General features: G+C 35.7%; 12 protein-coding genes. 10 read left to right on the forward strand and 2 right to left on the reverse strand.

From position 1 onward, the window contains the following. Positions 1-12: 12 nt before the first annotated feature. The 10 genes from AC3E9W_RS11010 to AC3E9W_RS11055 all read left to right on the forward strand — a co-directional run bounded on the left by AC3E9W_RS11010 (position 13) and on the right by AC3E9W_RS11055 (position 21,532). Positions 13-5,787 (forward strand): VWA domain-containing protein, encoded by a 5,775-nt coding sequence (locus AC3E9W_RS11010; protein ID WP_488768376.1) that lies wholly within the window; start codon positions 13-15, stop codon positions 5,785-5,787. Between the two features lie 95 nt (positions 5,788-5,882). Then, positions 5,883-8,552 carry an NHL repeat-containing protein gene (locus tag AC3E9W_RS11015; RefSeq protein ID WP_488768377.1) on the forward strand — a complete coding sequence of 890 codons (2,670 nt, stop codon included), beginning with the start codon at positions 5,883-5,885 and terminating at the stop codon, positions 8,550-8,552. Between the two features lie 2 nt (positions 8,553-8,554). Next, positions 8,555-10,828 carry a BspA family leucine-rich repeat surface protein gene (locus tag AC3E9W_RS11020; protein WP_488768378.1) on the forward strand — a complete coding sequence of 758 codons (2,274 nt, stop codon included), beginning with the start codon at positions 8,555-8,557 and terminating at the stop codon, positions 10,826-10,828. A gap of 46 nt (positions 10,829-10,874) precedes the next feature. Next, the gene (locus AC3E9W_RS11025; protein ID WP_253788399.1) at positions 10,875-11,147 is read left to right on the forward strand and encodes a hypothetical protein; all 273 of its coding nucleotides are present in this window, start codon (positions 10,875-10,877) and stop codon (positions 11,145-11,147) included. A gap of 345 nt (positions 11,148-11,492) precedes the next feature. After that, positions 11,493-12,290, forward strand: coding sequence for a DUF5977 domain-containing protein (locus AC3E9W_RS11030; protein ID WP_488768379.1), 798 nt, complete (start codon positions 11,493-11,495; stop codon positions 12,288-12,290). Between the two features lie 12 nt (positions 12,291-12,302). Further along, positions 12,303-13,178: a DUF5977 domain-containing protein gene (locus AC3E9W_RS11035; protein WP_488768380.1), complete on the forward strand. Its 876-nt coding sequence runs from the start codon at positions 12,303-12,305 to the stop codon at positions 13,176-13,178. Positions 13,179-13,380: 202 nt separating this feature from the next. Then, entirely contained in the window at positions 13,381-16,692 is a 3,312-nt protein-coding gene (locus AC3E9W_RS11040; protein WP_488768381.1) for a tail fiber domain-containing protein, read from the forward strand. 145 nt (positions 16,693-16,837) lie between these two features. Next, positions 16,838-20,110: a tail fiber domain-containing protein gene (locus AC3E9W_RS11045; RefSeq protein ID WP_488768382.1), complete on the forward strand. Its 3,273-nt coding sequence runs from the start codon at positions 16,838-16,840 to the stop codon at positions 20,108-20,110. 2 nt (positions 20,111-20,112) lie between these two features. After that, positions 20,113-20,691, forward strand: a complete 579-nt coding sequence (locus AC3E9W_RS11050; RefSeq protein ID WP_488768383.1) for a hypothetical protein — start codon at positions 20,113-20,115, stop codon at positions 20,689-20,691. Between the two features lie 4 nt (positions 20,692-20,695). Beyond that, complete coding sequence (locus AC3E9W_RS11055; protein ID WP_488768384.1) at positions 20,696-21,532, forward strand: DUF6734 family protein; 837 nt, start codon at positions 20,696-20,698, stop codon at positions 21,530-21,532. Between the two features lie 80 nt (positions 21,533-21,612). On the opposite strand, the gene AC3E9W_RS11060 is transcribed toward AC3E9W_RS11055, so the two are convergent. Beyond that, positions 21,613-23,619, reverse strand: coding sequence for a protein-disulfide reductase DsbD family protein (locus tag AC3E9W_RS11060; RefSeq protein ID WP_488768385.1), 2,007 nt, complete (start codon positions 23,617-23,619; stop codon positions 21,613-21,615). 241 nt (positions 23,620-23,860) lie between these two features. Beyond that, positions 23,861-26,632 (reverse strand): M16 family metallopeptidase, encoded by a 2,772-nt coding sequence (locus AC3E9W_RS11065; RefSeq protein ID WP_488768386.1) that lies wholly within the window; start codon positions 26,630-26,632, stop codon positions 23,861-23,863. Positions 26,633-26,736: the final 104 nt, after the last annotated feature.

The raw sequence follows: 26,736 nt of genomic DNA on the forward strand, positions 1-26,736 counted from the left end.
AAAACAATAAAAATGAGTTCTATAAATCTTCAAGAAAGCCAATCCTCAGGTTGCGAAACGTACATCGCTATCGTTGTCGATGAGTCGGGTTCGATAAATGGCAATGAAGCGCAGCAAATACGAGATGGGCTGACTTCATTTATCAATTCTCAAGCTCAAAGCAAAATTACACTTTCGTTAATCGGAATGTCTAGCAGCGACAGCAATTCAAGATCAGAGCATGTTATTCAAAAAAGAATTTCGGGAAATACTTCGAGTTTTTTAAGTTGGATTAACGGTTTTGGTTCAAGATCTGCCGATCCTCAATCTGATCACTGGGCTTCTGGTTTAGAAGTGGTGAATAATTTGACCGTAATTCCAGACGTTGTCGTAGTTGTTACAGATGGTTTGCAGGTCAATGATACCGATTTGCTGAAAAATTTATATCAAAATCTGGATGATAAATCACATATTTTTGTTTACGGTGTCACAAGCACCGTAAACAATGCTACCGAGTTGGTAACACCAATTACTAACTTTTTAGGAAAAACGCCTGTGCTAAAAAACAGCGGTCTTTCTATGCTAAATACAGACTATATCAGAGTTCCTGATTTTAGCACTTTAGGAGCAGAATTAAATAAGTTAAGCAGCGATTTATCAGGGGCGCAAATTGGATGTTTGCCTAATGTGAGTATTATTCAAAATAAATTGGTTTATCCTGTTTTAAAGAAAGGTCTTGCCGTACACGAAAGTGCAGGAACTTTGGTTCTAAGAAACAAAAGCCGCGTTCCTATTACTTTGCCAACGGGAATACGAATTCACAATGCAAGTAATCTTGGCGGATTGATTTTCAGACTTGAAGAAACCGTTGTTATTTCTGGTTTGGCGAGCGTAGAAGCAAAAATCCGAATTGACGGAACGCCTTCTGCAATGGAAAGCCACAATGCTTTAATTGTTTTACCAGGTGTTTTAAATCCTAACAATTTTAAAATCAGTTTTACTGTAACCAAAGAGGTTTATATTGTTGATATTAATTCTAGCAAAACTGCTTTGCAATCTACAAGTTTGCAGATCGCAGCGGCAGGTTCTAAAGGTATTGATAGTACAAAAGGTATTCATCTTCGTTGGCTTTTGGCTGGAGAATTGGGAGCAAACCACCTTCCAAAAGGAGATTTATATAAAGGCGGTAATCTTAATTTTAACAAACCAGACGATTTCGTAAAACTGTACAGAGCGCCTTATGCTAAAGTCGCCTATAAATTAGATTTAACGAAAAAACCTCAGTCTGTAGATAACAATAAAGCATTATGGGTTTATAAAACTCCTGCTCTGCAAAGATCAATCTATGTTTATTTCAAAAACAAAGCAAAATATCTTTTAACAAGAGCTAGCATTAATCCGATGACAGATCCATCTGGTTTTATTCAAGCTTATGGAAACGAAATCATTGAGGTTGAAAACAAAACCGAATTGTTTTTTGCTGCCGAACTTAAATTTAATCCCGCAGATATCTCAGGCACTGTTAAATTAGAAACATTATCTGTAGCTGAAAACAGCATTGCTGCATCAAAAAGACTTACAAACCGTAAATCCTATTCTTCGGCACAAGTCAATCCAATTCGTGTTGTAGCTGAAAACGGAAGAAGCATTCGTTTTAAAGCAAATAAATGTCTGTTAAGCGAAATCAATTTTGAATTTTATGGTGATTTTATCCAAAATGCAAATACAAGTGGCAATTGGGATTTAAAAGGAAAATATGCTCTAACGACTACTGACAGTAAAGCATTTGAACAATTAGAACCAAAACTAAATGCTGTTCACGGAAAATGGTTAAAATTTAATGATGGAGAATACGTCAACGTAAACAACTATAAAAATAAATGGAGCCTCCCTAAAGGTGAGGATGATAAAAATATCAAACAAGTTGTTGAAAGTTACATCCAATTGAGTCTTGACGGTACAAATCCGACTGCAGTAGAAACTATCAAATTTCAAGACAATATTCCTGCCAACGAACCTGCACCTGGAGATGAAGCAAAATTTGAAGAAAATACAACTGAAATATCGAATCTTGATTTATTGAACATTGCTGCAAATGATTATCATATTGCCAGAATGTTAGGTTTAGGATGCATTGATATTGATCAAACCGTTCTTTCTGGTGAATATATCTATCTGACAGAGTACGTTACTTTTAAAAATTTAGAAGGAGGCACAACTCCAAAAGAAGTACAGCACGTTTCGATGAGTATTCCAACTTCTGTAAACACAGAACGTTTGCCTCTTCCTGTACAATTGAGTAAATATTTACCTGGCCTTAACGCAGGTTCAGATGAAGGCGATCAATCAGCAAAAATTACAGATCCTAACGGCTATAGTTTTGATGGAAAGAAAAGATACGTGAGTTTGTTTATGGATGACGTCGCAGATTACAATGTAAATACTTCTTTCTTTGATTCTACAGACGAATTTGACGGAAGTTCTTTTACATTCCCTATCTATGCTGGAGTTGATTATAAATTTAAAGGTGAGTTGAATTGGCAAAAACCAGAATTAGCCTGTGACACAGCTTATTCCAACGTTACTAAAGATTTAGCCGATGCTTCTTTTGAACCTTCACCAATTATTATTCCTGAGTCCGGAAAATCATTTTTGAATGTTCGTCAAGAGAAAACAGGTTTACAAACCTATATATATCAAGGTTATGGTATTAATATTTTCTCCAGAGCGACTTCTGGGAGACAGTTAGAGATTACTTCTCATATTAAACCGAATAATACGCTAATGCCTCCAACTGGAATTAATTCTTTATTAATTACAGAAGAAAATCCGTTGATGTTTACTTCGATGAGTGAGCAGGTTAAACTGAAAACGCTTTTAGACAATAATGCAATAACTGATAAAACTTACATTCGACTTCTTTTTGAATATTATTCTGCTCAGGAGTTATTAAGTTACAATATTCCGGATGGAATGACTAAAGAGGACGCCTTACTTTCTGATAAGATTTATCCAGATAACGAAGAGCTGTTTGCTGATTATTTTAAAGTTTATTTTAGAGATAGTCTTCCTCAGATTGAACATGCAAAAATTGCAAACATTACTGATAGTCCTTCAAATGAACTTACATCAATTATTAGAATTAACGAATACAAAATTCTAAGTAGCGGCGAAGACATTAAAATCAATTTAACCAATGCTAATAAAGATAGATTTATCGGAGGTATTTTAACAGTTGGTGAGGAAAACTATATCATTCAGAATATTAATGTTGTTACTACAGCAGGAAAGTTTGGATATGCAGATGTTGAAGTACTTAAAAAAGAAGTAGGTCAAAGCCTTTCTGATGGGAATGCTACAATTGATTCTGAACAGATTAAGCAAATCAAAAAACCAGTTAACGAATTATGTTCTTTAGTTGAAAATATGCTAACGCCTGCAAACTGGCGCCAGCCAAGTCCGATTGGTTTTCAGGTTCAAATACCGCAAGCCTTAAAAACTGTAAATAGAGAAATTGTTTCACAAAAAGACAGTCAAGGAAATGACACTTTACAAGTAGAAAAAACCAGAGGAATTTGGAGTGATAAAGTAGTTGTTGAAAAAGTTCTAGAGCAAGCTTATCAAGTAGATGCCAATGGAGAATATGTATTAGATAAAGACGGAAACCCAATTCCGCTTCCAACGACAGAGAAAAAACATTTTGGTTTGTATCAGCTTACTTTCAAAGGGTTAAAATTAGCTCAGCATCCACAATTCAATAATGGCAACCAACATTCAGTTGAATGGACGAACGGAACTGTTCGTTTGTTTACTACAAGCTGTTTTGAAGGCTCTAATCCTATTCCGGTAAAATCTAGAAAAGAATTTAAAGTTGTTCGTGCAGACAATATCGGAACTGACCAGGATTTAGTGTTAATTGTCAATGATCCTAATTTTAAAATTAAAAAAGACGGAACCCAAGAAATGGATCCGACTTATGATCATATTATTCTTGAAGAGGATGCAAACCACAACCCAAAAGAGCAAAAAGTAAACTATTATCCAAGTTATAAAGTATATCTTTTTTCTGATCCTTCAAACGGAATTACAGCTGCAAACATTCAGCCAAGAGAAGGAGAAAATACCCATTATTCAATTTTCGGAATTAGCAGCCATTCGAATGGTTACGATTATGATTCTAAAATTAGTGCGCCAACTCCAATGTATGCGGTTAGAATTGAAAACCCTGTAAAACCTGAGGATGTAAAAGGAGCTTTGTATGCCACTAGACCTGACTTTTTCAACAGATCAACATACACGTTCACAACTAGATACACGCACAAACCTTACGGAATGCTGCATTACAGGGCAAATGATCAAGCTTTATTAAGTGCTTTATACGAGACCGCAACAATTGCCGCAATTCGTGAAGAGCTTAGTAAACTTGGTGGAAATAATGAAGCGTATTTTACTAATAGATGGCAAAATTTCTTAGACTTTAACGGATTACAGAATAAAGCTAATTATGAAGCTTATCCTCCTGAATCTGTTTCTGGAGAAAATTATCATTTTCCAGTTCCTGACAGCAAATTACTGAGAGATGAAATTAATGAATTTATTAAATGGCATAATACATCACAAAATCAAAGTGTTCCAGACGTAACCACTTTAACAGCTCTTAATCAAGTTATTATTCCGAAGACAGCGGGAATTGAAGAAGATTTATTAGCAATACACTTTATAGAACAAGTCATTCATGCCACTTTTGTGCCGCTTACTGAAGTTCCTGTTATTTACGAATATATTAATGATAACGATTATGTGCCAGTTAATAAAAAGCAAACCATTAAAGACAAGAATGGAAATGTTTTAAAATATCCGCATCCTGATTTAGACATTGCACCAATGATGAAAATCACAGATGCAGCTGAGTTTAGAACGCAGTTTACAGATTTTAATCTAGATGGAAATTCACAAAACATTTATTTCTATGGTGTTCGTGAAATGGATATTAAAATGAATTTCAGCGAGTTCAGCACTTTCTTGGGGCCTGTGAAACTAGTACCTTCAAGTCCGCCTCAAACACCAGAGATTAAGCGAATTATGCCTATTTTAGAAAATAAGGTTTTAGGAATCAAGCCTTCTATTCAAATTGAATTAAATGCTTACAAACCAGAATACAACATCAGAAAAATAAATATCTATCGTGCAAAAAATATGCTTGATGCACAATCGATTAGAACAATGACTCCTGTCAAAGAAATTCTGATTAATGAAGACACCTTATCTACTGATTTTAATAGTGTTTGGACGGTTTATGATGAATTTGAAGATTTAGAAAGCGTTCCTTTTGGTGATGGTCTTTTCTATAGAATTACGGTTTCAAGAGAAATTGAATACGCTGATCCTAGCTCAACCGATCTTAACCCAATTATCAATATAGATTATACGCCGTCTCAACCATCAAAAATTACTGCTACAATAATTGCTGATAATAGAGCTCCAGAATCTCCAGAATTAACAGCTACTGGCGTTCCAACTGGAGAAAATGAATCTGTATTGAAACCAATTGTATTCAATTGGGAGAAAACGGTCCATAATGGTAAATATCATTTGTATAAAATGAATAATCAAGGAAACTGGGATAAGATTCAAGAGAAAATTTCTAATGAAAACACAGTGACATTGGCTTTACTGGAGACCAAATTGGAAACCGATGAATTAACTATTAAAAATGCTGATGATGAAAGAATCTACCATCATTTCAAAGTGCTTGCTGAAAACTCTTCAGGCATGTTTAGTAGTGAAGAAAAAATTCTAACCCTATAAATTCTAAAATGAATCCCAACGAAATTATTTGTTGGGATTCAAAATCAAGCTAATCAAAAATAATATTTACAGAAAGAAAATAAATTTCAAACAACATGGCAACAGACAGAACTAACATTGGCTACAAATTCGAAAAAGGAGATATTCCGTCACACGAAGATTTCCAAGAGGTATTTAAAAGTTTCGTTCATATTGACGAAGATAAAGCCGATTTTCAAATGGTCGAAACAGGAACCGATGACCAGCATTATGTAACTCCTGCTCTTTTACGCGCAGGTTTACAAAATATCGGTATCATTACAGGAAATAGCTACATGCCTCTTAAAGAGCATTTTGACAATTTTGTTGGCAATACCATTACTTTACAATATGCACCAGTCAATTATAGTGTTAAGGTATTTAAAAATGGACAATTATTGCTTGAGAAAGAAGGCGAAGGAAATGACGGAGATTACATCATCAATTACGAAATGGCCAAAATTACTTTTTCGGGAAACATTGATAATAGAAATATTGAAGTCGATTATTGGTATAAAAATTTAACTCCAAATCCAGGAGGCGGTACTGGCGAACAAATTGACTTTACAAGTTTTTTACATACTTCAGGAAATGAGACTAAAAACGGAATACTGACTTTTAACAACACAACTCCTACCTCAACAAGCGGAATTGTATTAACAAACAGCGGTGCCGATGCTGCCGCAAAAGTATTGGATGTAACAGTTAGCGGTGCCGGAAGCGGTATTGCGGTTCAAAATACAGCAACAGGAACTGGTGTTAAAGTATCAAACACTGGAGCTGGAGCAGGTTTACAAGTAAATTCTTCTTCAACCGCAACAGGAGATCCTTTGCAAGTATCGAAAGATAATGTTGTAAAAGCCAAAATTGATGCTGAGGGAATTGTAACAGCTAAAAAATTTGTTACCGAAGGCGGAACAGCTGAAAAATTTGTAAAAGGAGACGGTTCTTTTGATGATAAAGTTTACGCTGAAGACGCAAATGTAATTCATACCACTGGCAATGAAACTAAAGATGGTGCCTTAAAGTTAACACACAATACTTCGGCAGATGATGTTCTAACAATTGAGAAAAATAATAGTGCGAACTGCTTAAAATTAATTCAAAACTCTAGTTCAAGCGCAACTACTTCTACTTTTGACACTAGTACTGAAAATGTCAACAGAAAAGCCATCAGCGTTCAAAAAATACAAGTCGAAAAAGCATTTATCACACACGACGGAAACGTATCTGGAACTTCATTTACAACCTTAAACGAAAAAGCTGATATTACGGATGGATTCTTGACTTTAGCGGGTTCTACTACTCCAACTGCAATGGCAGATCATGCTAAATTATATGCCAAAAAAGACGGTACTAATACTGATATGTATGTAATGGGTAGTGATGGGGTTGAGAAGAAGATTGGTGCAAGTGGTGGTGACTTAGATAATGTTTTACATAAAACAGGATATGCTACCGAAACCAAAACTGGAGAGTTAGTTATTGATAGTGGGACTACAAATGTTAGTGGTTTAAAATTAAATAGACTAACTCAAACTCGAAATAGTTATGCCACCACTCCTACTTATACTTATGGTCTCATTAGTATTGGAAATACTTTTTATAAAGCCGGCACCTATTTATTAAAAGTTGAAAATCAAGTAGCTAGTACAATTGGTATTAGCATGGGAATGGGATATTCTATATATTTTAACAGTGCCAATAATAAAATATATGTAGGAGGAAATTCAAGCAGAATTCGCTCTATGGATCTAGATGGTAGTAATAATCAAATTGTTGCTCAATTCTCAGTAGGCAATCAAAACTTTTATGGAATAACTATAGCGAGTGACAATAATCTATATGTGCTTGAATATTCGACAGGAAACATTCATAGAAGTACATTAGGAGGAGTAAAAACAGAAAACTTTGCAAATGTAGGGGTAGACCTAAATAGCGATTTGATTAGTGGAAATAATGGATTTATTTATGCAGCACATAATAATTCAATAAAAAAAGTAGATATCACTAACGGCGCGGTAACCAACTTAGTTACAATAACGAAAAGAATTGAGTCTCTATTTCTACATTCTGACGGCTATATTTACATGAACACTCGAGACTCTGTTTCTAGAGTATTATTAGATGGAACCAACTTAACAGAAAATTGGGTATCTGGTTTGGCATCTCCTAATAGAGCAACCAATGGAATATGTAGCCAAAATGGAGAATTATATATTTCTGATGGAACTACAATATCAAAATTAATCCAACCTCAAAAAGCATTAAAAACAGATCCTACAGGATTAGTTGTAAGTTCAACTTACCTAGAAGATGTTCAATATTTAAAAGCTACCGATTTAGATTTATCAAATCTAGTAACTAAAAATGGCGTTAAAACTATAAATGGCACATCCGTTATTGGATCTGGAGACATTGTCGTAACATCAGAACCGTCGCAAATTACCATTACTACAAATAACAGCATTACAACTGACACGATAGATGCAAATAGTAAAAAACAACTTGGTAAAAACGTAATCATTAATAATGGAACAAGTGCCATAAACATTACTGTAAATGGTGGCACAGACTTTAATGCATCCTACTTAAAACATGGTACAGGCGCAATTACTTTTGTCCAGGCTTCTGGTAGAACATTAGTACAGGTTAATGCAACTGCTACACTAAACGGAGCAGCTGGAAGTACTGCCACAATTTCAAGCATTGGGACTACAGATTATTTAAGAATTTCAAACGTATAATTATGAATCCATTATTATTTTATGAATATGGACTAAGCAAAGCTGCTCCTGCTCTTCCATTTGTTTCTACTTGGAAAACTGATAATGTCTCTACAGGTTCTAGTACGGCATCACAAGTGAAATTGCCTTTGATTAGCTCTGGTACTTATGCTTTTAATGTAGACTGGGGTGATGGAATGGCAAATACCATAACAATCTGGAATCAAGCGGAAATTACACATACTTATGTTTCTTCTGGGACGTATACTATTAAAATTACAGGAATCTGCAAAGGGTGGAGATTTGCAAATAGTGGAGATCGATTAAAAATATTATCTATCAATTCATGGGGAAATTTAAAACTTGGAACTACTGAAGGATGGTACTTTATGGGGTGCTCTAATTTAGATTTATCTGGTGTAACAGATATATTAGATTTAAGTATAACCACAAATCTCAATAGCCTTTTTTTCGGATGTACATCATTGACAACTGTAAATAAAATGAATGAATGGAATACGTCAGCTGTCAACTGGATGAATGGTCTATTTTCTTCAGCTATTTCATTCAACCAAGACATTAGCTCTTGGAATACTTCATCTGTAATAAGTATGAGCAGCATGTTTTCTGGTGCTTCAACATTCAATCAAGACATAGGTTCTTGGGATACTTCATCTGTCACAGATATGAGTTTTATGTTTTCTGGTGCTTCAGCATTCAATCAAAACATTAGCTCTTGGGATACTTTGGCTGTGACAAACATGAGATATGCATTTTCCCGTGCATCATCATTCGATCAACCTATTGGTTCTTGGGACGTATCTTCTGTTAGAAACATGAATGGCATGTTTAGTTTTACCAAGACATTTAACCAAAACATTGGTGATTGGAATACTTCTGCTGTGATAGATATGAGTAATATGTATCAAGAAGCATTAGCATTCAATAATGGCGGAAGTCCTGATATAGGCAATTGGATAACTTCTGCTGTAACGAACATGGATAGTATGTTTCGTGGTGCATCATCATTCAATCAAAATATAGGATCTTGGAATGTATCTGCTGTTAGAAACATGAATAATATGTTTGTACTAGCATCATCATTCAACAATGGCGGAAGTCCTGAAATAAACAATTGGATTACTTCATCTGCAACAACTATGATCAGTACATTTCAATTAGCTATTGCATTCAACCAACCTATTCTCTCTTGGGATACATCAACTGTCACAGATATGACCAGCATTTTTAGTGGTGCTTCAATATTCAATCAAGATATTAGCTCTTGGGATACTTCAGCTGTGACAAACATGAGACAAGCATTTTCCGGTGCATCATCATTTAATCAACCTATTGGTTCTTGGGACGTATCTTCTGTTAGAAACATGAATGGCATGTTTAGTTTTACCAAGACATTTAACCAAAACATTGGTAATTGGGATACTTCGGCCGTAACAGATATGGGCAATATGTTTCAAGATGCAGTAGCGTTCAACAATGATGGAAGTCCTGAAATAAGCAATTGGGTAACTTCCACTGTAACTAATATGGGTAATATGTTTCTTCGCGCATCAGTATTCAATCAAAACATTGGGGCATGGGATGTATCTGCTGTAGCAATCATTGGAGGTATGTTTCAAGAAGCATCATCATTCAATAATGGTGGAAGTCCTGAAATAAACAACTGGATTACTTCTTCTGTAACAAATATGAGTAATACTTTTTACTTAGCCATTGCATTCAACCAAAACATTGGCTCTTGGAACACATCAGCAGTTACAAGCATGTCTTATATGTTTTATAGAGCATCAGCATTTAACCAAAACATTGGTTCTTGGAATACGGCGGCTGTAACAAATATGAGTGGTATGTTTAGTAATGCCGTGTTATTCAATCAAAACATAGGAAATTGGAACACTTCAAACGTTACAAATATGAGTTATACTTTTAATCACGCCACAGCTTTTAATCAAAATATTGGCTCTTGGGTTACCTCAAATGTAACAAATATGAGCAATATGTTTAATAGTGCAGTAGCTTTCGATCAAAATATTGGTAATTGGAATATTAGTAATGTAAATAGTTTTTCAAATTTTATGTATCCAAAAGCATCTTCAACTTTTTCAACATCTAATCTCGATGCCATTTATAACGGTTGGAGTACAAGATCAGTAAAACCATCATTAAGTATTTCTTTTGGCTATGCAAAATATACCTCTGCAAGTTCAGCTGCCAGAGCAATCCTTACAGGAGCTCCAAACAATTGGTCAATTGGAGACGGTGGAATAACAACATAATCATTTTTCAAAAAATCAAATTTCAAAAACACATCAAAACAATAAAATGGAAAATACAAAAATCAATAAAGAAGAAGCAAAAACAATCAACGCAGAGCAATTAAAGAAATTGCAAGATTTTAATGTCTTTATGGATAAAGCGAGATTATCATTGGGAGAATTGTCTATTCAATACGAGTTTCAAAAAGCAGATATTTTAAGTCAGATCGCTGTTCAACAGCAAAACTTCAATGAATTGGAAAAAGCCATTAAAGAAGAGTACGGAGACATTCGCGTGAACATTGAAACTGGCGAAATTGTAAAGCAAGAACAAGAATAATTCTTGATCATCATTTTTAGATAGTTATTTAGGAACCACAAATTTATCAGCCTACCTGATGTGGTTCCTATTAACTTTTATTTGGGCTTTACAGCTTTTGAATTTGTACAAATCAAGTTCATACTTCCTATTGGCAGTCTTCGCCTATTTACTTCCAGACAATCTGCTTCATTTAAATTATTGCTTTTTTATAAAATTCAATTTTTCAGCGATAAAATAAATAGCACTTCAAAAAGGTGAAATCAAAAAGCGCATAAAATAGCTTTTCACCTCATCAAACTTAGTTTTTGCTTAAAGCAGTCTTTAGCTAAGTTGAGACAAATCATAATTAATTATAAACAAAGTATGGAATATTACAATATAGCCAAGTCATTGACTGCGGCAAAAAATGATTGCGCTGCTGGAGTCATGGGAACTTCCGTTACACTTACTGCAAATGCAAACCAATTTGTATCAACAATAAGTGTTGAAGATGCCAATGCAAAAGCTGATGCATGGTTAGCTGCAAATGTTCAGGCCTATGCCAATAACGTAGGTTCGTGCAGAATTACAGCCTGGAGAGGAGTGAATCCGTCTTGTGTTGTTGAACCTGATGTAAACTTATCTCCTTTTAACTACATGGTTATTAGATATAAATGGGCATTAGGAGCAGGACAAGATTTCGACACTTATACCGGAATTATTAATTCAGGAACTCCCCTAGATAACAAATGGATGGGATGGGGTCACGGATTTAACAACGAAATTCCACAAAATGCCCTAGCTGCAGATTCTTACATCATGTGGGCGGGTGATAATACGCAAGCAAATGGTGTTGAAGCCTGTCTAGTTAATTTCAGTAAAATAATAACAGATTACCCTACTTTAAGTACTGTTCAGATAAGAATGGCTGGCTCATGGTATAGAACTGTCGAAACAGGAAATATAGATGTAGAAATAGTTACGTATCTCGGCGGCACAATGCAAAAATCAGGTTATGACATCATTAATGTTGGCGGAACTCTAGTTGATCGAAAGAACTTTTCTAAAAAAGTACCAATCCAAGGAACCAATTTGGCTAAAAACATTGAAGCCGTTACTAATCTTGGATACGTTACCTACATCAAAGACTCGTCTACAGGAAAAATCGTAATTAAATATTAAAAAACAAAAAGTATGGGAAATACAGGATACAAATCTTTTGGAGCACTCGAATTATATTATGTTGATGACGGAAGCCCAACAGGACAGCCAACTAAACCAAATGTAGTTACAGATCCTGATTATATCGCACCCGTTTTAGACACTATAACATGTGCTCCTAGTATAAGATATTATAGTATAGAAAAAAGATTAAGCGCGAAAAAGAACGATTGTGGATCGGGATACAGCGGAAGCACCGTTACACTAACTGCTCTTCCAAACCAATTTGTTTCTACCGTAAGTCTTGCAGATGCTAATGCACAAGCAGATGCGTGGTTAGCGGCCACCGTACAGTCTCACGCAAATATTGCAGGAACCTGTGAAGTCACTCCAACCTCTGGCGGAGGCGGAGGTGGAAGTGGATGTTTTATTGAAGGTACTCTCATCACATTACCTGACGGAACAAAAAAAGCGATTGAAGAACTTACGCTTGACCAATTATTGCTTTCTGCCGAAATTGAAACGCTTAAGGATACCAATATTCCTGACGAATTATACAAATGGTCATGCGAATATTTATCTGAAAACAGAATTATATCACCTATTACAAAAATTGCAAAACAAGTTGCCGATAAAACAATTATTGTTAATGAAGGGTTGTTAGAGGCTACTCCTACCCACCTACAATTAATTCAGCGAAACGGATATTGGAGGTTTATTCCTCTAGGAGAAATTTTGGTTGGCGATAATTTATATACAATAGATGAAGAAATTATTCCGGTGACCTCAGTAGTAGTCAATTTAGAAAAACGAAACATCTATCCAATGACCTTAAATCCATTTCACACATATTTTGCAAATGGAATTTTAACTCATAACTATAAAGAGGCAAATCATAATGATAATTAAAATCGAGCGCCAATTAAAGTAATAAAATAGCTTCTTCTTTTAAAAACGCTACAAGTATTTAATCCAAATTCTACAGAAAAATTCTTTTTAAAATTGGCCATCAAATAATCTTTAGTCAAAAAAAGAATGTAGAATTTGGATTTACGTGTATGTCATTTCCAAAGAAATGCTTCAAATACGTAGCAATTATAAATAAACAAAAATGGACACTAATCACAACAGAATAAAAGTCGCCGACTTAGAAAAAAATGACCCAAACAAAATTTTAATGACCAATACCAATGGTGAATTAGAATTTAGTGACATAAACAATATCAGTTACAACTCTCTTGATTATATTGTTCCAGGCAAAGCTTTGGATGCAAGACAAGGAAAAATCTTAAAAGATTTAATTGATGATGCAAACGAATTGCTTGCATCAGACAATATTGATTTAAATACACTTCAAAAATTAGGAGATGCGATTGAAGTGGTCCGCAGTTCTTTAAGTACTGTATATACAGATATACATAGCATTCAAACAAGCATTTATAATTCTCTTGATTATATTGCTCCTGGCAAAATTTTAGACGCTAGACAGGGAAAAATCTTAAAAGATTTAATTGATGATGCAAACGAACTGCTTGCTTCAGACAATGTCGATTTAAATACACTCCAAAAATTAGGAGATGCGATTGAAGTGGTCCGCAGTTCTCTAAGCACAATAGTCGTAAATGATTTAAGTACTGGAGGCACTACAAAAGCTTTATCGGCTGAAATGGGAAAAACTTTGCAAACCAATAAAGTCGATAAAGTTACTGGAAAAAGCTTAATTTCTGATATTGAGATTACTCGTTTGGCAACACTATCAAATTATGTGCATCCTTCTACTCACGCTCCAAATATTATTGCACAAGATTCAGAAAACCGATTTGTTTCGGATACTGAAAAAGCAAATTGGAACGCGAAACAAGGTGCTTTGGGATTTACTCCTGAAAATACTTCGAATAAAAATATTGCCAATGGTTATGCTGGTTTAGGAGCAGATGGAAAACTAATTTCTTCTCAACTCCCTGCAATTACCGTAAATGACACTTTCGTTATTGCCTCAGAGGCAGCTATGTTAGCATTAACTGCAGAAACGGGAGATATCGCAGTAAGAACCGATTTGAGTAAATCTTTTATTTTAAAAGGCTCCAATTCAGCTCTTTTAACTGATTGGCAGGAATTACTAACGCCAACGAGCGAGGTAACAAAAGTTTTTGGAAGAAATGGTGCCGTTACTGCTCAAGCTGGCGACTACAATGCTGATCAAATTACTGAAACAGCTTCTCGAAAATTTCAAACTGCAACTCAACAAGCTTTTAATGATGCTACAAGTTCGATTCAGACACAATTAAATTCGAAAGCATCTACTACAGGTTCAGGAGCTTCGGGCACATGGAGTATCAATGTAACTGGAAATGCAAATACCGCGGGTGGATTAGCAGTTCATTCGTCAAGAAATAATGAGGCAAATAAGATTGTCAGAACAGATGAAAATGGCTATATCCAAGCGGGATGGATCAATACCATTTCTGGTGATAGCGGAGCTACTCCAATAAACAGAATTTTTGCATCTAATGATCAATATTTGAGATATTATACTCCTGAAAATTTTATAAATACTTTAGGATTAGCTACTACTGCAACAAATAGATGGTATGATGGTTGGGTTAACGCTCCCGGCTATGATGCTAACACTATCGGGGAAAATAAATCAGGCTTTTCATATGCGAACAATTGTCCTTTAAACGGTCAACTAATACATTTTGGTTCTGGGGGATATAGTTTACAATTGAACTCTAATTATGGATCAGGAGTAGCAGATGTTAGATTTAGAACACATAATGGAGATGCCAATGTTTGGGGGGCTTGGGGAAGATTCCTATCCGATGCTAATTATGCCACATATTCGGCATTTTCTGGTCTGGTTTCTTCTGGTTTAGGTTTCCAAACTGCCAATTATGCTGTTAATACAAGAAACAGAATTTGGTCTTTTGCAGATGCTGATGGATGTGGTTTAAGCTATTTTCAAGGAGCTGCTGGTCAATATGGTACAGATTCAATTGGAATGCATTTTGGGTCTGCGTCAAATGGAGGATCAAGTTTTATTTTTGCCAGTAATGGAAACCTGATTACATCGGGAACAACTACAAGCACTGCATTAGGTGTAGCACAAACAAACGGAAGCGGGCAAGGAATTTCTTTGTATGCTGGTGCTGCGAATGGTATGCCATCTTACGGATTAATGTTTGCTACTACATCAAACTATGGCGGGCATGGATCAGTTGGCGGAGATTGGGCTACTTATTTTACAATGGCTGGCGCTAATAATCGAGGATGGATATTCCGTTCTGAAAGTTCAAATATTGCTAGTATTAGTGCAAGCGGAGTATTTACAGGATCAAATTTTGTTGGGCCATTATCTGGAAATGCCAGCACTGCAACAATAGCCAACCAGATGAACTGGAATAATTATGGCGCTGGCCATACTATTTTTGACGCTTCGGCATCTGTATCTCCTTCAGGCACTTCTGTAAATAATGCCAATGCTCAAATTCCTTGGTCTTCTACTTACCCATCTCTAATGGGATGGAATGGCGCTAATACTTACGGTCTTAGAGTCGACTCTGCAAGAATTTCTGATAGAACAGATCGAGCAAATGGTAACCTTTATATTGATGACAACTATGGTAATGGTGTTGTTGGTGTTTATTCTTCAACACGTTATCAGGGAGTTTATGCGATGGGTGATGCCTATAAATTATCTGCAGATGGAACTGCCACTAACAACTGCTACGGATTAGCTTGGACGCATTCTAATGTTGGAGGGCAGTCAATCGCTGGACTTAGCCATCAACTATTAGTTATGGAAGCTGGAACTACTAAAACAGCTATTGGTACTGGTATTTGGACTTCTGGAGCTGTTACCGGATCAAGATTTGCTGCTGGGTATGATGCAGGAGTTGCAAACTCATTTTCATGCGATGGGTGGTTCAGATCTGGAGGTCCATCAGGCTGGTACAGTTCTACTTATGGCGGAGGAATTTGGATGCAAAACTCAACTAACGTAGAAATTTATGGCAATAAACAACTTTTGGTTAATAATAGTATTGTTGCAACTGGAGATATAACTGCTTACTATTCTGATGAACGATTAAAAACGAGAAAAGGCAATATTACCAATGCTATTGATAAAGTTAAAACTTTAAATGGTTTTTATTATAAGAACAATCGTTTGGCGAAAAGCTTTGGTTATAAATCTACTGATTTGCAAATCGGACTTTCTGCACAAGAAGTACAAGCCATTTTGCCTGAAGTTGTTACTACTGCTCCATTTGATAGAAAAGTTACAGAAGAAGGACAGGAAATTTCTAAATCTGGTGAAAACTATTTAACTGTTAACTATGCTAAACTAGTTCCTCTTTTAGTGGAAGCTATAAAAGAACAGCAAGCTCAGATAGATTATTTATTAGCTAAAATTGGCGAATAGAACTTTAAATTCTCCTTATGCTTTACTGTCTATAATTCATAGAGAAACCTATCTAGAACTGTCTATTTTGCTTTCAATACAAAAGCTTCTACTTATTTCTATTTTTTCTAAAACCAGTAAAAACTAAATAATTTAATCAATTCATATGAATACAAATCATAATAGGATAAAAGTATCCGACCTAGAAACGAACAGTTCTGATCAAATTTTAATTACAAACTCCAATGGCGAATTAGAGTTTAGCAATATTAAAAATATCAGTTACAATGCATTGGATTATACCCTAGAAGGCAAATCTCTGGATGCCAGACAAGGTAAAATCTTAAAAGGTCTTATTGACAATATTAATGCTTTACTTGCTTCTGATAATGCAAACTTAAATACCGTTCAGGAATTAGTAGATGCTATCGAAGCAATCCAAGCGTCGCTAAATAATATTTTGGTAAATGACCTTACAACTGGTGGAGCTACAAAAGCATTATCTGCAGAAATGGGGAAAGTGCTGCAAAACAATAAAGTTGATAAGGCAGCAGGAAAAAGCCTTCTTTCTGATTCAGAAATTACGCGTCTGGGGACACTTGTAAACTACACACATCCAACAACTCATGCTCCGAGCATAATCGCACAAGATGCTAATAATCGTTTTGTTTCTGATGCTGAAAAAGCCACTTGGAATGCAAAACAATCTGCTCTCGGATTTACTCCTGAAAATAATGCAAACAAAAATGCAGTTAATGGTTATGCAGGACTAGGAGCAGACGGAAAACTTATCGCTGCTCAATTGCCTTCAATTGCAATTAAAAATACTTTCGTAGCCGCTTCCCAAACTGCCATGTTAGCATTAATTGCAGAAACAGGAGATATGGCAATTAGAAGTGATGTAAATAAATCTTATGTCTTAAAAGGAACAAATCCAACATTAATAAGCGATTGGCAAGAATTGCTGACTCCGCCAAATGCTGTTACGACTGTTTTTGGCCGTAACGGAGCTGTTGCCTCTCAAACAGGAGATTATACAGCCGATCAAATTAGTGAAACTGCATCGAGAAAATTTCAAACGGCCAATCAAAATACTTTTAATGATGCCACATCTAGTATTCAGACACAGCTAAACTCAAAACAAGCAAACATTGCCTCAGGCACTACAAGTCAATATTTTAGAGGTGATAAAAGCTGGCAGACGCTAGACAAAACTGCTGTTGGTTTGCCTAACGCAGATAATACTTCTGATGCCACTAAAAATGTTTTATCTGCAACCAAACTGACAACCTCCAGAACTATCAATGGAGTTGCTTTTGACGGCTCTGCAAATATCACAATCAGTGCTACAGATTCAACTCCAAGAATTGCTTCTAGCGAAAAAGGTGCCGCTAATGGAGTGGCTACACTTGATGCCAGCGGTATTATTCTAACATCACAACTGCCAAGTTATGTAGATGATGTTTTGGAATTTACAAATTTGGCTAGTTTTCCAACAACTGGCGAAACTGGTAAAATTTATATTGCAAAAGACACCAACAAAACCTATCGTTGGGGAGGATCAGTATATGTTTACATTACAAGTGGTGCGGTAGATAGCGTTGCGGGGAAAACTGGCGTTGTAACATTGGCTAAATCTGATGTCGGTCTTGGAAGTGTGGATAATACTGCCGATACTGCTAAAAATGTTTTGTCTGCTACGAAATTAACAAGTCCTAGAACAATCAATGGAGTTTCTTTTGATGGTTCTGCAAACATTACGATTGCTGATTCAACAAAAGAAAATAGTATTGCTGCGGGTACAACTTCTCAATATTGGAGAGGAGATAAAACTTGGCAGGTTTTAACTACGGCCAATGTTCCTGAATCTGGCAACTTATATTTTTCAAATGCAAGATCAATTGCTTCGGTACTGACTGGCTATACTTCAACAGCGGGGACTATTGCCGCAACCGATTCTATTTTAACAGCTATTAATAAATTAAATGGAAATGATGCTTTAAAAGCTCCTCTAGCCTCTCCTATCTTTACAGGTACAGTTACGGCACCAGCTTTTTCAGGAGCTTTAACAGGGAACGCTTCAACAGCAACTAGATTACAAACAACGAGAACAATTAATGGTATTTCTTTTGATGGCTCTGCAAATATTACAATTCCAACAAACAATACCGATAAAGTTCCTCATCAAGATGGAACAAGATCAGATCTTAATTACAATAGCGCTGTTACGGCATCAGGTTTTTATAATGTTAATTCAACAGGAACAAATGGTCCTGGTTCATCTTACAATAACCTAATTGTTGCTAAAGGTATTGATACAGGATTGCAAATAGCAGGAGGCCATAATAATGATTCATTATGGTTTAGAGGATGGAGCTCGAATGGAACAACTTTTACGCCATGGAGACGAGTATTGCATGAGGGCAATTATAATTCATATTCACCAACTTTAACAGGAACTGGTGCCAATGGAAACTGGGGTATTAATATTACAGGAAGTGCTGGCGGTTCTTCAAGATATGTCGATTTGTTAGCAAATAGAACTGATGTTGCCGCATATCCAATCCTTTGGGGAGTTAATCAAGGAACAAATCCAATGACTGGTAATGCCTCGACTTATGCATTTTCATGTGATGCTGTAAAAATTCAATCAAGTACTGGAACTGTAATCGCAAATAACTTTAGTGGAAACGGAACTGGTCTAACTGGGACAGCTGGTTCACTAAGCATCGGAGGGAATGCTGAAACATCTACTTCAGCAAGAAGAATAACTTTTACCGATGGACCAAGAACTTTAGCTGACCGATTACCAAATACATTTGCACGAACCGTTAATTTTGATTTTGCGAATGCTGCTGCAATTGGAGGATCAGGAAATTACGGAGGTGTGATGACCTTTGCTCCATGGGATGGTCTTTCAGCATCTACAGGTGATTCTTCTTATCAATTAGCATTTAGAAATGAAAGCGGTATAAATGGCTCTGGATTACCTGGATTGAGACTTCGCAAAGGAATTGATACTACTTGGGGAGGCTGGTACGACATCTTACATTCTGGCAATTACGCTTCTTATTCAGCATTCTCAGGAGCAATTACTGGAGCTTCTTTAACAGTTTCCGGTGATGTCACTGCATTTTCTGATGCCAGAGTTAAAGAGAACATCAGGCCTATCGAAAATGTAATTGAAAGAATTCAAGCTTCACGAGGAGTTGTTTATGATCGAACTGATAACGACCAAAAAGACAATATCGGATTTATTGCTCAAGAACTTGAAGAAAACTTTCCTGAATTGGTTCTTACCAGAGAAGACGGAACAAAAGCTGTTAAATATCAAAATGCGGTTGCTGTATTATTTGAAGCAGTTAAAAAACAACAGACGCAAATTCAAGAGCAGAGTGAAAAATTGAAACTAATTCTTAAACATTTAAACATTAATTAAAAATGGCAATTTTATCAACAGGACCAATATCGATGAGTCAGATCAATACAGAATTACAACGAAACTCACCATCATTGCAAATATCATTAAATGATGCCGAGAAAAATGGCTATGGCATCGCTATTAACCAGAATAGCACTATTAGACCAAATGGCCTCTCGCCTTCCTCTATGAGCGAATGGAGAGGATATAATCATAAAGCAATTTCTTCTGGAGGTGGTTCTAGTGGAGGTGGAACAGTAAATACTGGTGTAATCTGGAATGAGACAGGACGCACCATTAGCGCGACTTATATGACAGTTAAAGCAAACGGAACTACAGTTGCCAATATTACTCTTCCTACTCTTGCTAGTGGAGCAAGCTTCAATTTTAGCACTTCATATACTAACCTTATATTCTCTAATGGAACATTTGTTCTAGATTTATATACCCCTACTGTAGGTTTAACGTCATCAAATTATTTTTATATGAACGCAGGATATAACAGTACAAATGGATATTTTTCCAATACTGGCAGTAGTTTAAGAGCGACAGTCACATCATCTGGCCCCCAATACACTATCATAATTCATATAAAATAATTCAATGAAAGTTGTATACAGTTACTGGGATACTGGTGATGGCTTGAAAAAGCCTAGCAATTGGTTTAGCTCAAGGCTAATGTTGTCATCAATGGTAATATCAGTTCTTAATAGCTACAAACATTACGGAAGAGTAGAAATGGTTACTGATAGTGCAAGTAAAATATGGATTGAAAAATTAGGATTGCCCTTCGAATCCATCAAAACTGATCTTGATGAATTAGAAAAATATGACAAAGGTTTATGGGCTTTGGGAAAAATTAAAGCGTACAGTATTCAGAAAGAGCCATTTTTGCATGTTGATTTGGATGTAATTTTGTTTGAACCTTTTTCACAAAAATTACTCAACCATGATTTATATGTTCAAAACTTTGAACCTTTCAGTATGGATAATTATAATAAAACATATGTTCCATATATTGACCTATTAGAAAATCATGGAACAAATTTGCCGATTGGATTCTCTGATAAAAAACACGCCGTAAATCTTGGAATTTACGGATGTAACAATCTTGAATTCAATAAATTATTCTGCAATTCCGTATTTAACTTCATTGATAATAATGAGCAAAAGTTCAAATCTCTTGTTCCGCTTCACAAATTATGTGTTGTCTGGGAACAGTATTTTTGGGCTCTCATTGCTGATAAATTAAAAATGTCTATCGGTACAATTATAGATCCACAATACAAACTAGCATCTGAAACAGGGTATTTTCATTTGTTAATTGATAAATACAAAGAAGAAATTGCAACTAGTTTTAATGAACATGTAAAAAACATTTATCCTAATTATTATCAATCAATAGAAGAACTATTAAAATTTGATAAAAAAGAATCGTAAAATTTTAATGTAGTAGATAAAAACAACCTCCAAAGTCAAATTTAGACTCTGGAGGTTTCTTTTTATATCATAATAAACAATCATTTCCCAAACTTCTCAACCCCACTCTGCAACCACTTATAATACTCCTCAATATTCGGATTATAAGCAGACGGCTCAGTTAAGCTTGCACTATTATGATCTACAATTACATAAAATGGTTGAGCATTGGCTTTATAAGTTTTAATCTGTAAATCGCTCCATTTATTTCCGATGGTTTTGATTTTTTTTCCGGTGGTTTCAGAAACATATTGTTCGCTTTCTGGAAGCTCTTTTTTATCGTCTACATAGAGCGAAATCAAAACCAGGTCATTATTCAAAACGCCTAAAACTTTTGGATCTGACCAAACCAGTTCCTCCATTTTTCGGCAGTTTACGCAGGCATATCCGGTGAAATCTAATAAAACTGGTTTACCAACTTTTTTAGCGTATTCCATTCCTTTGTTGTAATCATGGAAAGTAATAATATTTTGCGGACCGTGCTCTGCTCCTTCTGGCAATGAACCTGTTATTTTCAATTCGGAATTGCCTGAAACTCCAAGTCCGTTTGGAGATTCACTGTATTGCATTGGAGGAGGAAATCCGCTGATTAATTTTAACGGCGCGCCCCAAAGTCCAGGAATCAGATAAATCGTAAAACTCAAAACGATTAATCCGAAACCTAATCTTCCAACTGAAATATGATTTAAAGGAGAATCATGCGACAGCGTAATTTTTCCAAATAAATAAAAAGCCAACATTCCGAAAACGGCAATCCAAATGGCAAGGAAAACTTCTCTTTCTAACCAATGCAATTGCAGAACTAAATCGGCATTGGATAAAAATTTGAAAGCTAGAGCCAATTCCAGAAATCCTAAAACCACTTTTACCGTATTCAGCCATCCGCCTGATTTTGGCAACGCATTTAACCAGCCTGGAAAAGCTGCAAATAATGAAAATGGCAACGCAATCGCAATCGAGAATCCTAACATTCCAACAATTGGCGCAATTCCGCCTTTTGAAGCTGCTTCAACCAAAAGTGTTCCTACAATTGGTCCTGTGCAAGAAAATGATACAATTGCTAAAGCCAATGCCATAAAGAAAATCCCAATTAGTCCTCCTCTATCAGCTTGCGAATCGACTTTGTTGGCTAATGAACTTGGCAAAACAATTTCGAAAGCGCCCAAAAACGAACAGGCAAAAACGACCAATAAAATAAAGAAAATAAGATTGAACCAAACGTTGGTTGAAAGTGCGTTTAGCGAATCGGCACCAAAAATTGCGGTTACGATTGAACCCAATAAAACGTAAATAATCACGATTGAAAATCCGTAAATCATTGCGTTTCTAATTCCAGCCGCTTTGCTTTTACTTTGTTTGGTGAAAAAACTCACCGTCATCGGAATCATAGGGAAAACGCAAGGTGTCAGCAAAGCCGCAAAACCAGATAAAAACGCTAAAATAAAAATAGTCAGCAATCCTCTCGATTCTGTTTTCTTTGGCGAATCTGTAATTTCTTTTGAAATTTTTTCTTGTTTTTCAGCAACAGTTTTTTCTTCTGTAATCACAGAATCTTCTTTTACGATCGGAGTTTCTTCGGCGGAAGCCAATTTCTTTTCGCTCGGAATTTTAAAAGTTAATTCTTCTGTTGATGGCGGCAAACAATTACTGTCATCGCAAACCATAAAATCGACGTCGGCAGTAATATTCGAAATATCGGCAGAAGCGAATTTGATTTTTTGGGTAAAAACAGCTTTATCTTCAAAATATTTAATTTTCATATCGAAGATTTTATCGACCGTTTCGTGCCCTTTGTCTTCAGTCGTTTTTCCGATTAATTCGAATTTTTTGGACTGATTTTTAAAAGTAAAAGCTGTTGGCGACGGTCCGCCTTCTTCAATGTATTGTCCGTACAAATGCCAGCCAGATTGTATGACGGCCTGGGCTTTTAAAACATATTCTTTATCTGAAATTTTTTCTACAGCGGTCGACCATTTTACCGGATTATACATTTGTCCGAACATGGAAACCGAGAACAATAACAGGAATGCAATTATGGTATTTCTCATTTGTTTTTTGGTTTGATTTGTTGAAAAAAAGAGCTGTCGGCAAAACAGCTCTTTTGGTCTTTCATAGAAAATGGCTTACTAATTCAGTTTCTAAAATGAAATAATGAAAGACGACTATTAAAAATTTTAGATTGTTGATTTTAGATTTTAGATTTAGTAAAACTTTGTCAAAGTTTGAAACTTTGACAAAGTTGAACTGCCAAGTCTAATCTGAACACTAAAAAAAACTGACCACTGAAAACTATTTATCAAGCGATCCCGATTTAACGATAATCATTTTATCCAATTGAATGTACTTCTTAATCGCGTCGTTTACCTGCTGTAAAGTTGCTTTTTCGATATCTTTCGGATACTGATCAATATAACTTGGTTCTAAACCTCTTTCGATAAAACTTAAAATCGTTCTTGCCATTCCGTTTGTGGTTGACATTCCAACTTTAAAACTTCCAATTAAGTTGGTTTTCTTGTTTTCCAATTCAGATGCTGTGATGCCTTCTTTTACCCATTTATCTACCTGAACCATTGTAGCATCAAGACCTTTTTGAAATAAATTTGGATTGAAAGAAGCATTTACAAACCAGTAGCCTCCTGTTTCGATGTTTCCGCCCAAACCTGAAGTAATGTTGTACGTTAAACCATCATTATCACGAACTGTCTGCATTAAACGTCCAGCGAAACCTGCACCTAAAGTATAATTTCCTATGTAAAACGGAATATAATCAGCATCGGCTCTTTTTAAACCTGTAAACTGACCGATGAATAATTCTGCACTTGGTTTTTCTGGAATGGTTACAACTTCTGTTTTTGCAGCAGCTTTTGTCGCTTCTTCAAATTTCAGTTTTTCCGTAACTCCTCCATTCCAGTTTTTGAATGATTTTTTTAAAGAAGCGTTTAAGTTTGCGCCTTCTGTATCCCCTACAATTACCAGACGCATAGAAGCTGTTCCGAAATATTTTTTGTGGAAAGCTTTTACTTCATCCAAAGTTGCGTTTTTGATGTTTGAAATATTGTCTTCAACACTTAAACTGTAATTTGGATTTCCTTTCGGATAAATGGCCTGCGATAAAGCAATGCTTCCTCTTTCGCCTGGATCATTCAAATCCTGCTGTGTATTTCCGATAAATTGCTGTTTTAAGTTTTCGAATTCTTTAGCATCAAACAACGGATTTCTCAATTCTTCAGCCAATAAAACAATTACCTGATCCAGATCTTTTTTCAAACATTTGAATCCGATATTTATCTTGAAAGTTGAAGCATTCACATTTAAGGAAACGCCTAATTTTTGCAATTTTTCTGAGAATTTAAACTTGTCATTTAAGGTTGTTCCTTTTGATAACATCGAAGCGGTTAAGGCTGGAATAACATCATTTTTGGTTTCGCTCGCATAATTTCCTAACGAAATGCTCGCGGCAACGGTAACAAAATCTTTTGCTGAAGTTTTAACTGAAACGACATCAATTCCAGATACTTTTTCTCTTTTGAAAGCAGAAGCTGATTTTTCTATTAAAGTTTCATCGCCGATTATTTCTTCTGATGTATTTTTAATTGTAGTTGGCGCTGAAGTTTTTTCTTCGTGAATATGTCCTTCTTCTGAATGTCTGTAATAAAACGGGCCATTTTCTGGCATATAATTACTCGCTTTTGCCGAATCATTATTTTGAGCACCAGCTTGTTTCGGAATAAAATATCCAGTTGTGCTCTGGTCTTCAACCAAATATTTATTAGCAACACGCAAAACATCAGCCGGAGTTACTTTTTTCAATCGGTCAACTCCAGTAATGTAATCTGTCCAGTCGCCAGAAGCGATGGCTTCGTTTAGTGCCGATGCAATAACTCCAGAACCGTCACGCGCTAAAATAGTCTGCGCGCTTATTTTTGCTACAACTCGATTTACTTCATCTTGAGTTACACCTTCTTTTTGAATTTTAGCCACAACTTCGCTTATTTTAGCATCAATATCTTCGTGTTTTGAAGTGGTTGGAAAACCAACTCCAATCGTAAAAAGTCCAACTTCTTTAAAGTTTGTTGCTTCAGCATAAGAATATATTCCTAAACGCGTGTCTACGAAAGTTTTGCTTAAAATTGCTGACGGTCCAACGCCAATAATCTGAGCTAGAATATTCAACGCAGGAAGATCTTCATGTAATGCTCCCGGAATTTTATAGGCTTTGCTTACAACGCCCAATTCTCCAGGCTTTTTCACTACAATTTTACGCGCGCCATATTGTTCAGGCTCTTCTGTATAAGGCTGAGGCATTACATTTGGTGCTTTTGTAATTTTCCCGAAATACTTTTCGATCAATTCAAAAACATTTTCTTTTTTGAAATCTCCAATAATGGTTAATGTGGCATTATCTGGCCAGTAATACGTATTATAGAAATTTTTCAATACTTCAATCGGCGCTTTTTCTATATCCGATTTCCATCCAATTGTCGAATGGTGATAAGGATGTGCAATATACGCAGCTGCCCAAATTTCTTTATCTAATAAACTATTCGGATTGTTTTCTCCGCGCTCAAATTCGTTGCGAACTACCGTCATTTCTGCTTCTTTATCTTCTTTTAATAATAAAGAATTACGCATTCTGTCAGCTTCAATTTGAAGCGCCAATTCGATTTTATCGCTTGGCAATGTTTCAAAATAATTCGTACGATCGTACCAAGTTGTCGCATTTAACTGCGCTCCCGTATTTTGCAGAACATCAGTAATGGTATTTCCGTTTTTCTTGTTGAAAGTTGGCGTTCCTTTAAACATTAAATGTTCTAAAAGGTGCGTTGATCCAGTGTTTCCTAAAACTTCATGTTTAGAACCTACGCGATATACAATTTGTACAGTTGCAACTGGCGATGCATTGTCTTGCAAAAGCAAAACATTCATTCCGTTTGGCTGGTATAAGTATTCTTCTATTCCGCCTAATTCTTTAATTTTCTTAAAGTTAACCGATTTGCTTTGCGCTGACATAAGGGCGCAGAAAGCTAATGAGCAATAGCCCAGAAAGATGTATTTTTTCATTTTTTTAGAGTTTATTGGAGTGTTCTGTATCTAGTGTTCAGTGTTCAGTTTTTTAGTGTTCAGTTACAATTCGGTATCGGACTGAATACTAAAAAACTGATCAC

Source organism: Flavobacterium sp. 38, assembly GCF_057799715.1.

Coding starts and splice junctions, on each gene's coding strand:
- AC3E9W_RS11010 (WP_488768376.1), top strand. CDS start 13: ATGAGTTCTATAAATCTTCAAGAAAGCCAATCCTCAGGTTGCGAAACG.
- AC3E9W_RS11015 (WP_488768377.1), top strand. CDS start 5,883: ATGGCAACAGACAGAACTAACATTGGCTACAAATTCGAAAAAGGAGAT.
- AC3E9W_RS11020 (WP_488768378.1), top strand. CDS start 8,555: ATGAATCCATTATTATTTTATGAATATGGACTAAGCAAAGCTGCTCCT.
- AC3E9W_RS11025 (WP_253788399.1), top strand. CDS start 10,875: ATGGAAAATACAAAAATCAATAAAGAAGAAGCAAAAACAATCAACGCA.
- AC3E9W_RS11030 (WP_488768379.1), top strand. CDS start 11,493: ATGGAATATTACAATATAGCCAAGTCATTGACTGCGGCAAAAAATGAT.
- AC3E9W_RS11035 (WP_488768380.1), top strand. CDS start 12,303: ATGGGAAATACAGGATACAAATCTTTTGGAGCACTCGAATTATATTAT.
- AC3E9W_RS11040 (WP_488768381.1), top strand. CDS start 13,381: ATGGACACTAATCACAACAGAATAAAAGTCGCCGACTTAGAAAAAAAT.
- AC3E9W_RS11045 (WP_488768382.1), top strand. CDS start 16,838: ATGAATACAAATCATAATAGGATAAAAGTATCCGACCTAGAAACGAAC.
- AC3E9W_RS11050 (WP_488768383.1), top strand. CDS start 20,113: ATGGCAATTTTATCAACAGGACCAATATCGATGAGTCAGATCAATACA.
- AC3E9W_RS11055 (WP_488768384.1), top strand. CDS start 20,696: ATGAAAGTTGTATACAGTTACTGGGATACTGGTGATGGCTTGAAAAAG.
- AC3E9W_RS11060 (WP_488768385.1), bottom strand. CDS start 23,619: ATGAGAAATACCATAATTGCATTCCTGTTATTGTTCTCGGTTTCCATG.
- AC3E9W_RS11065 (WP_488768386.1), bottom strand. CDS start 26,632: ATGAAAAAATACATCTTTCTGGGCTATTGCTCATTAGCTTTCTGCGCC.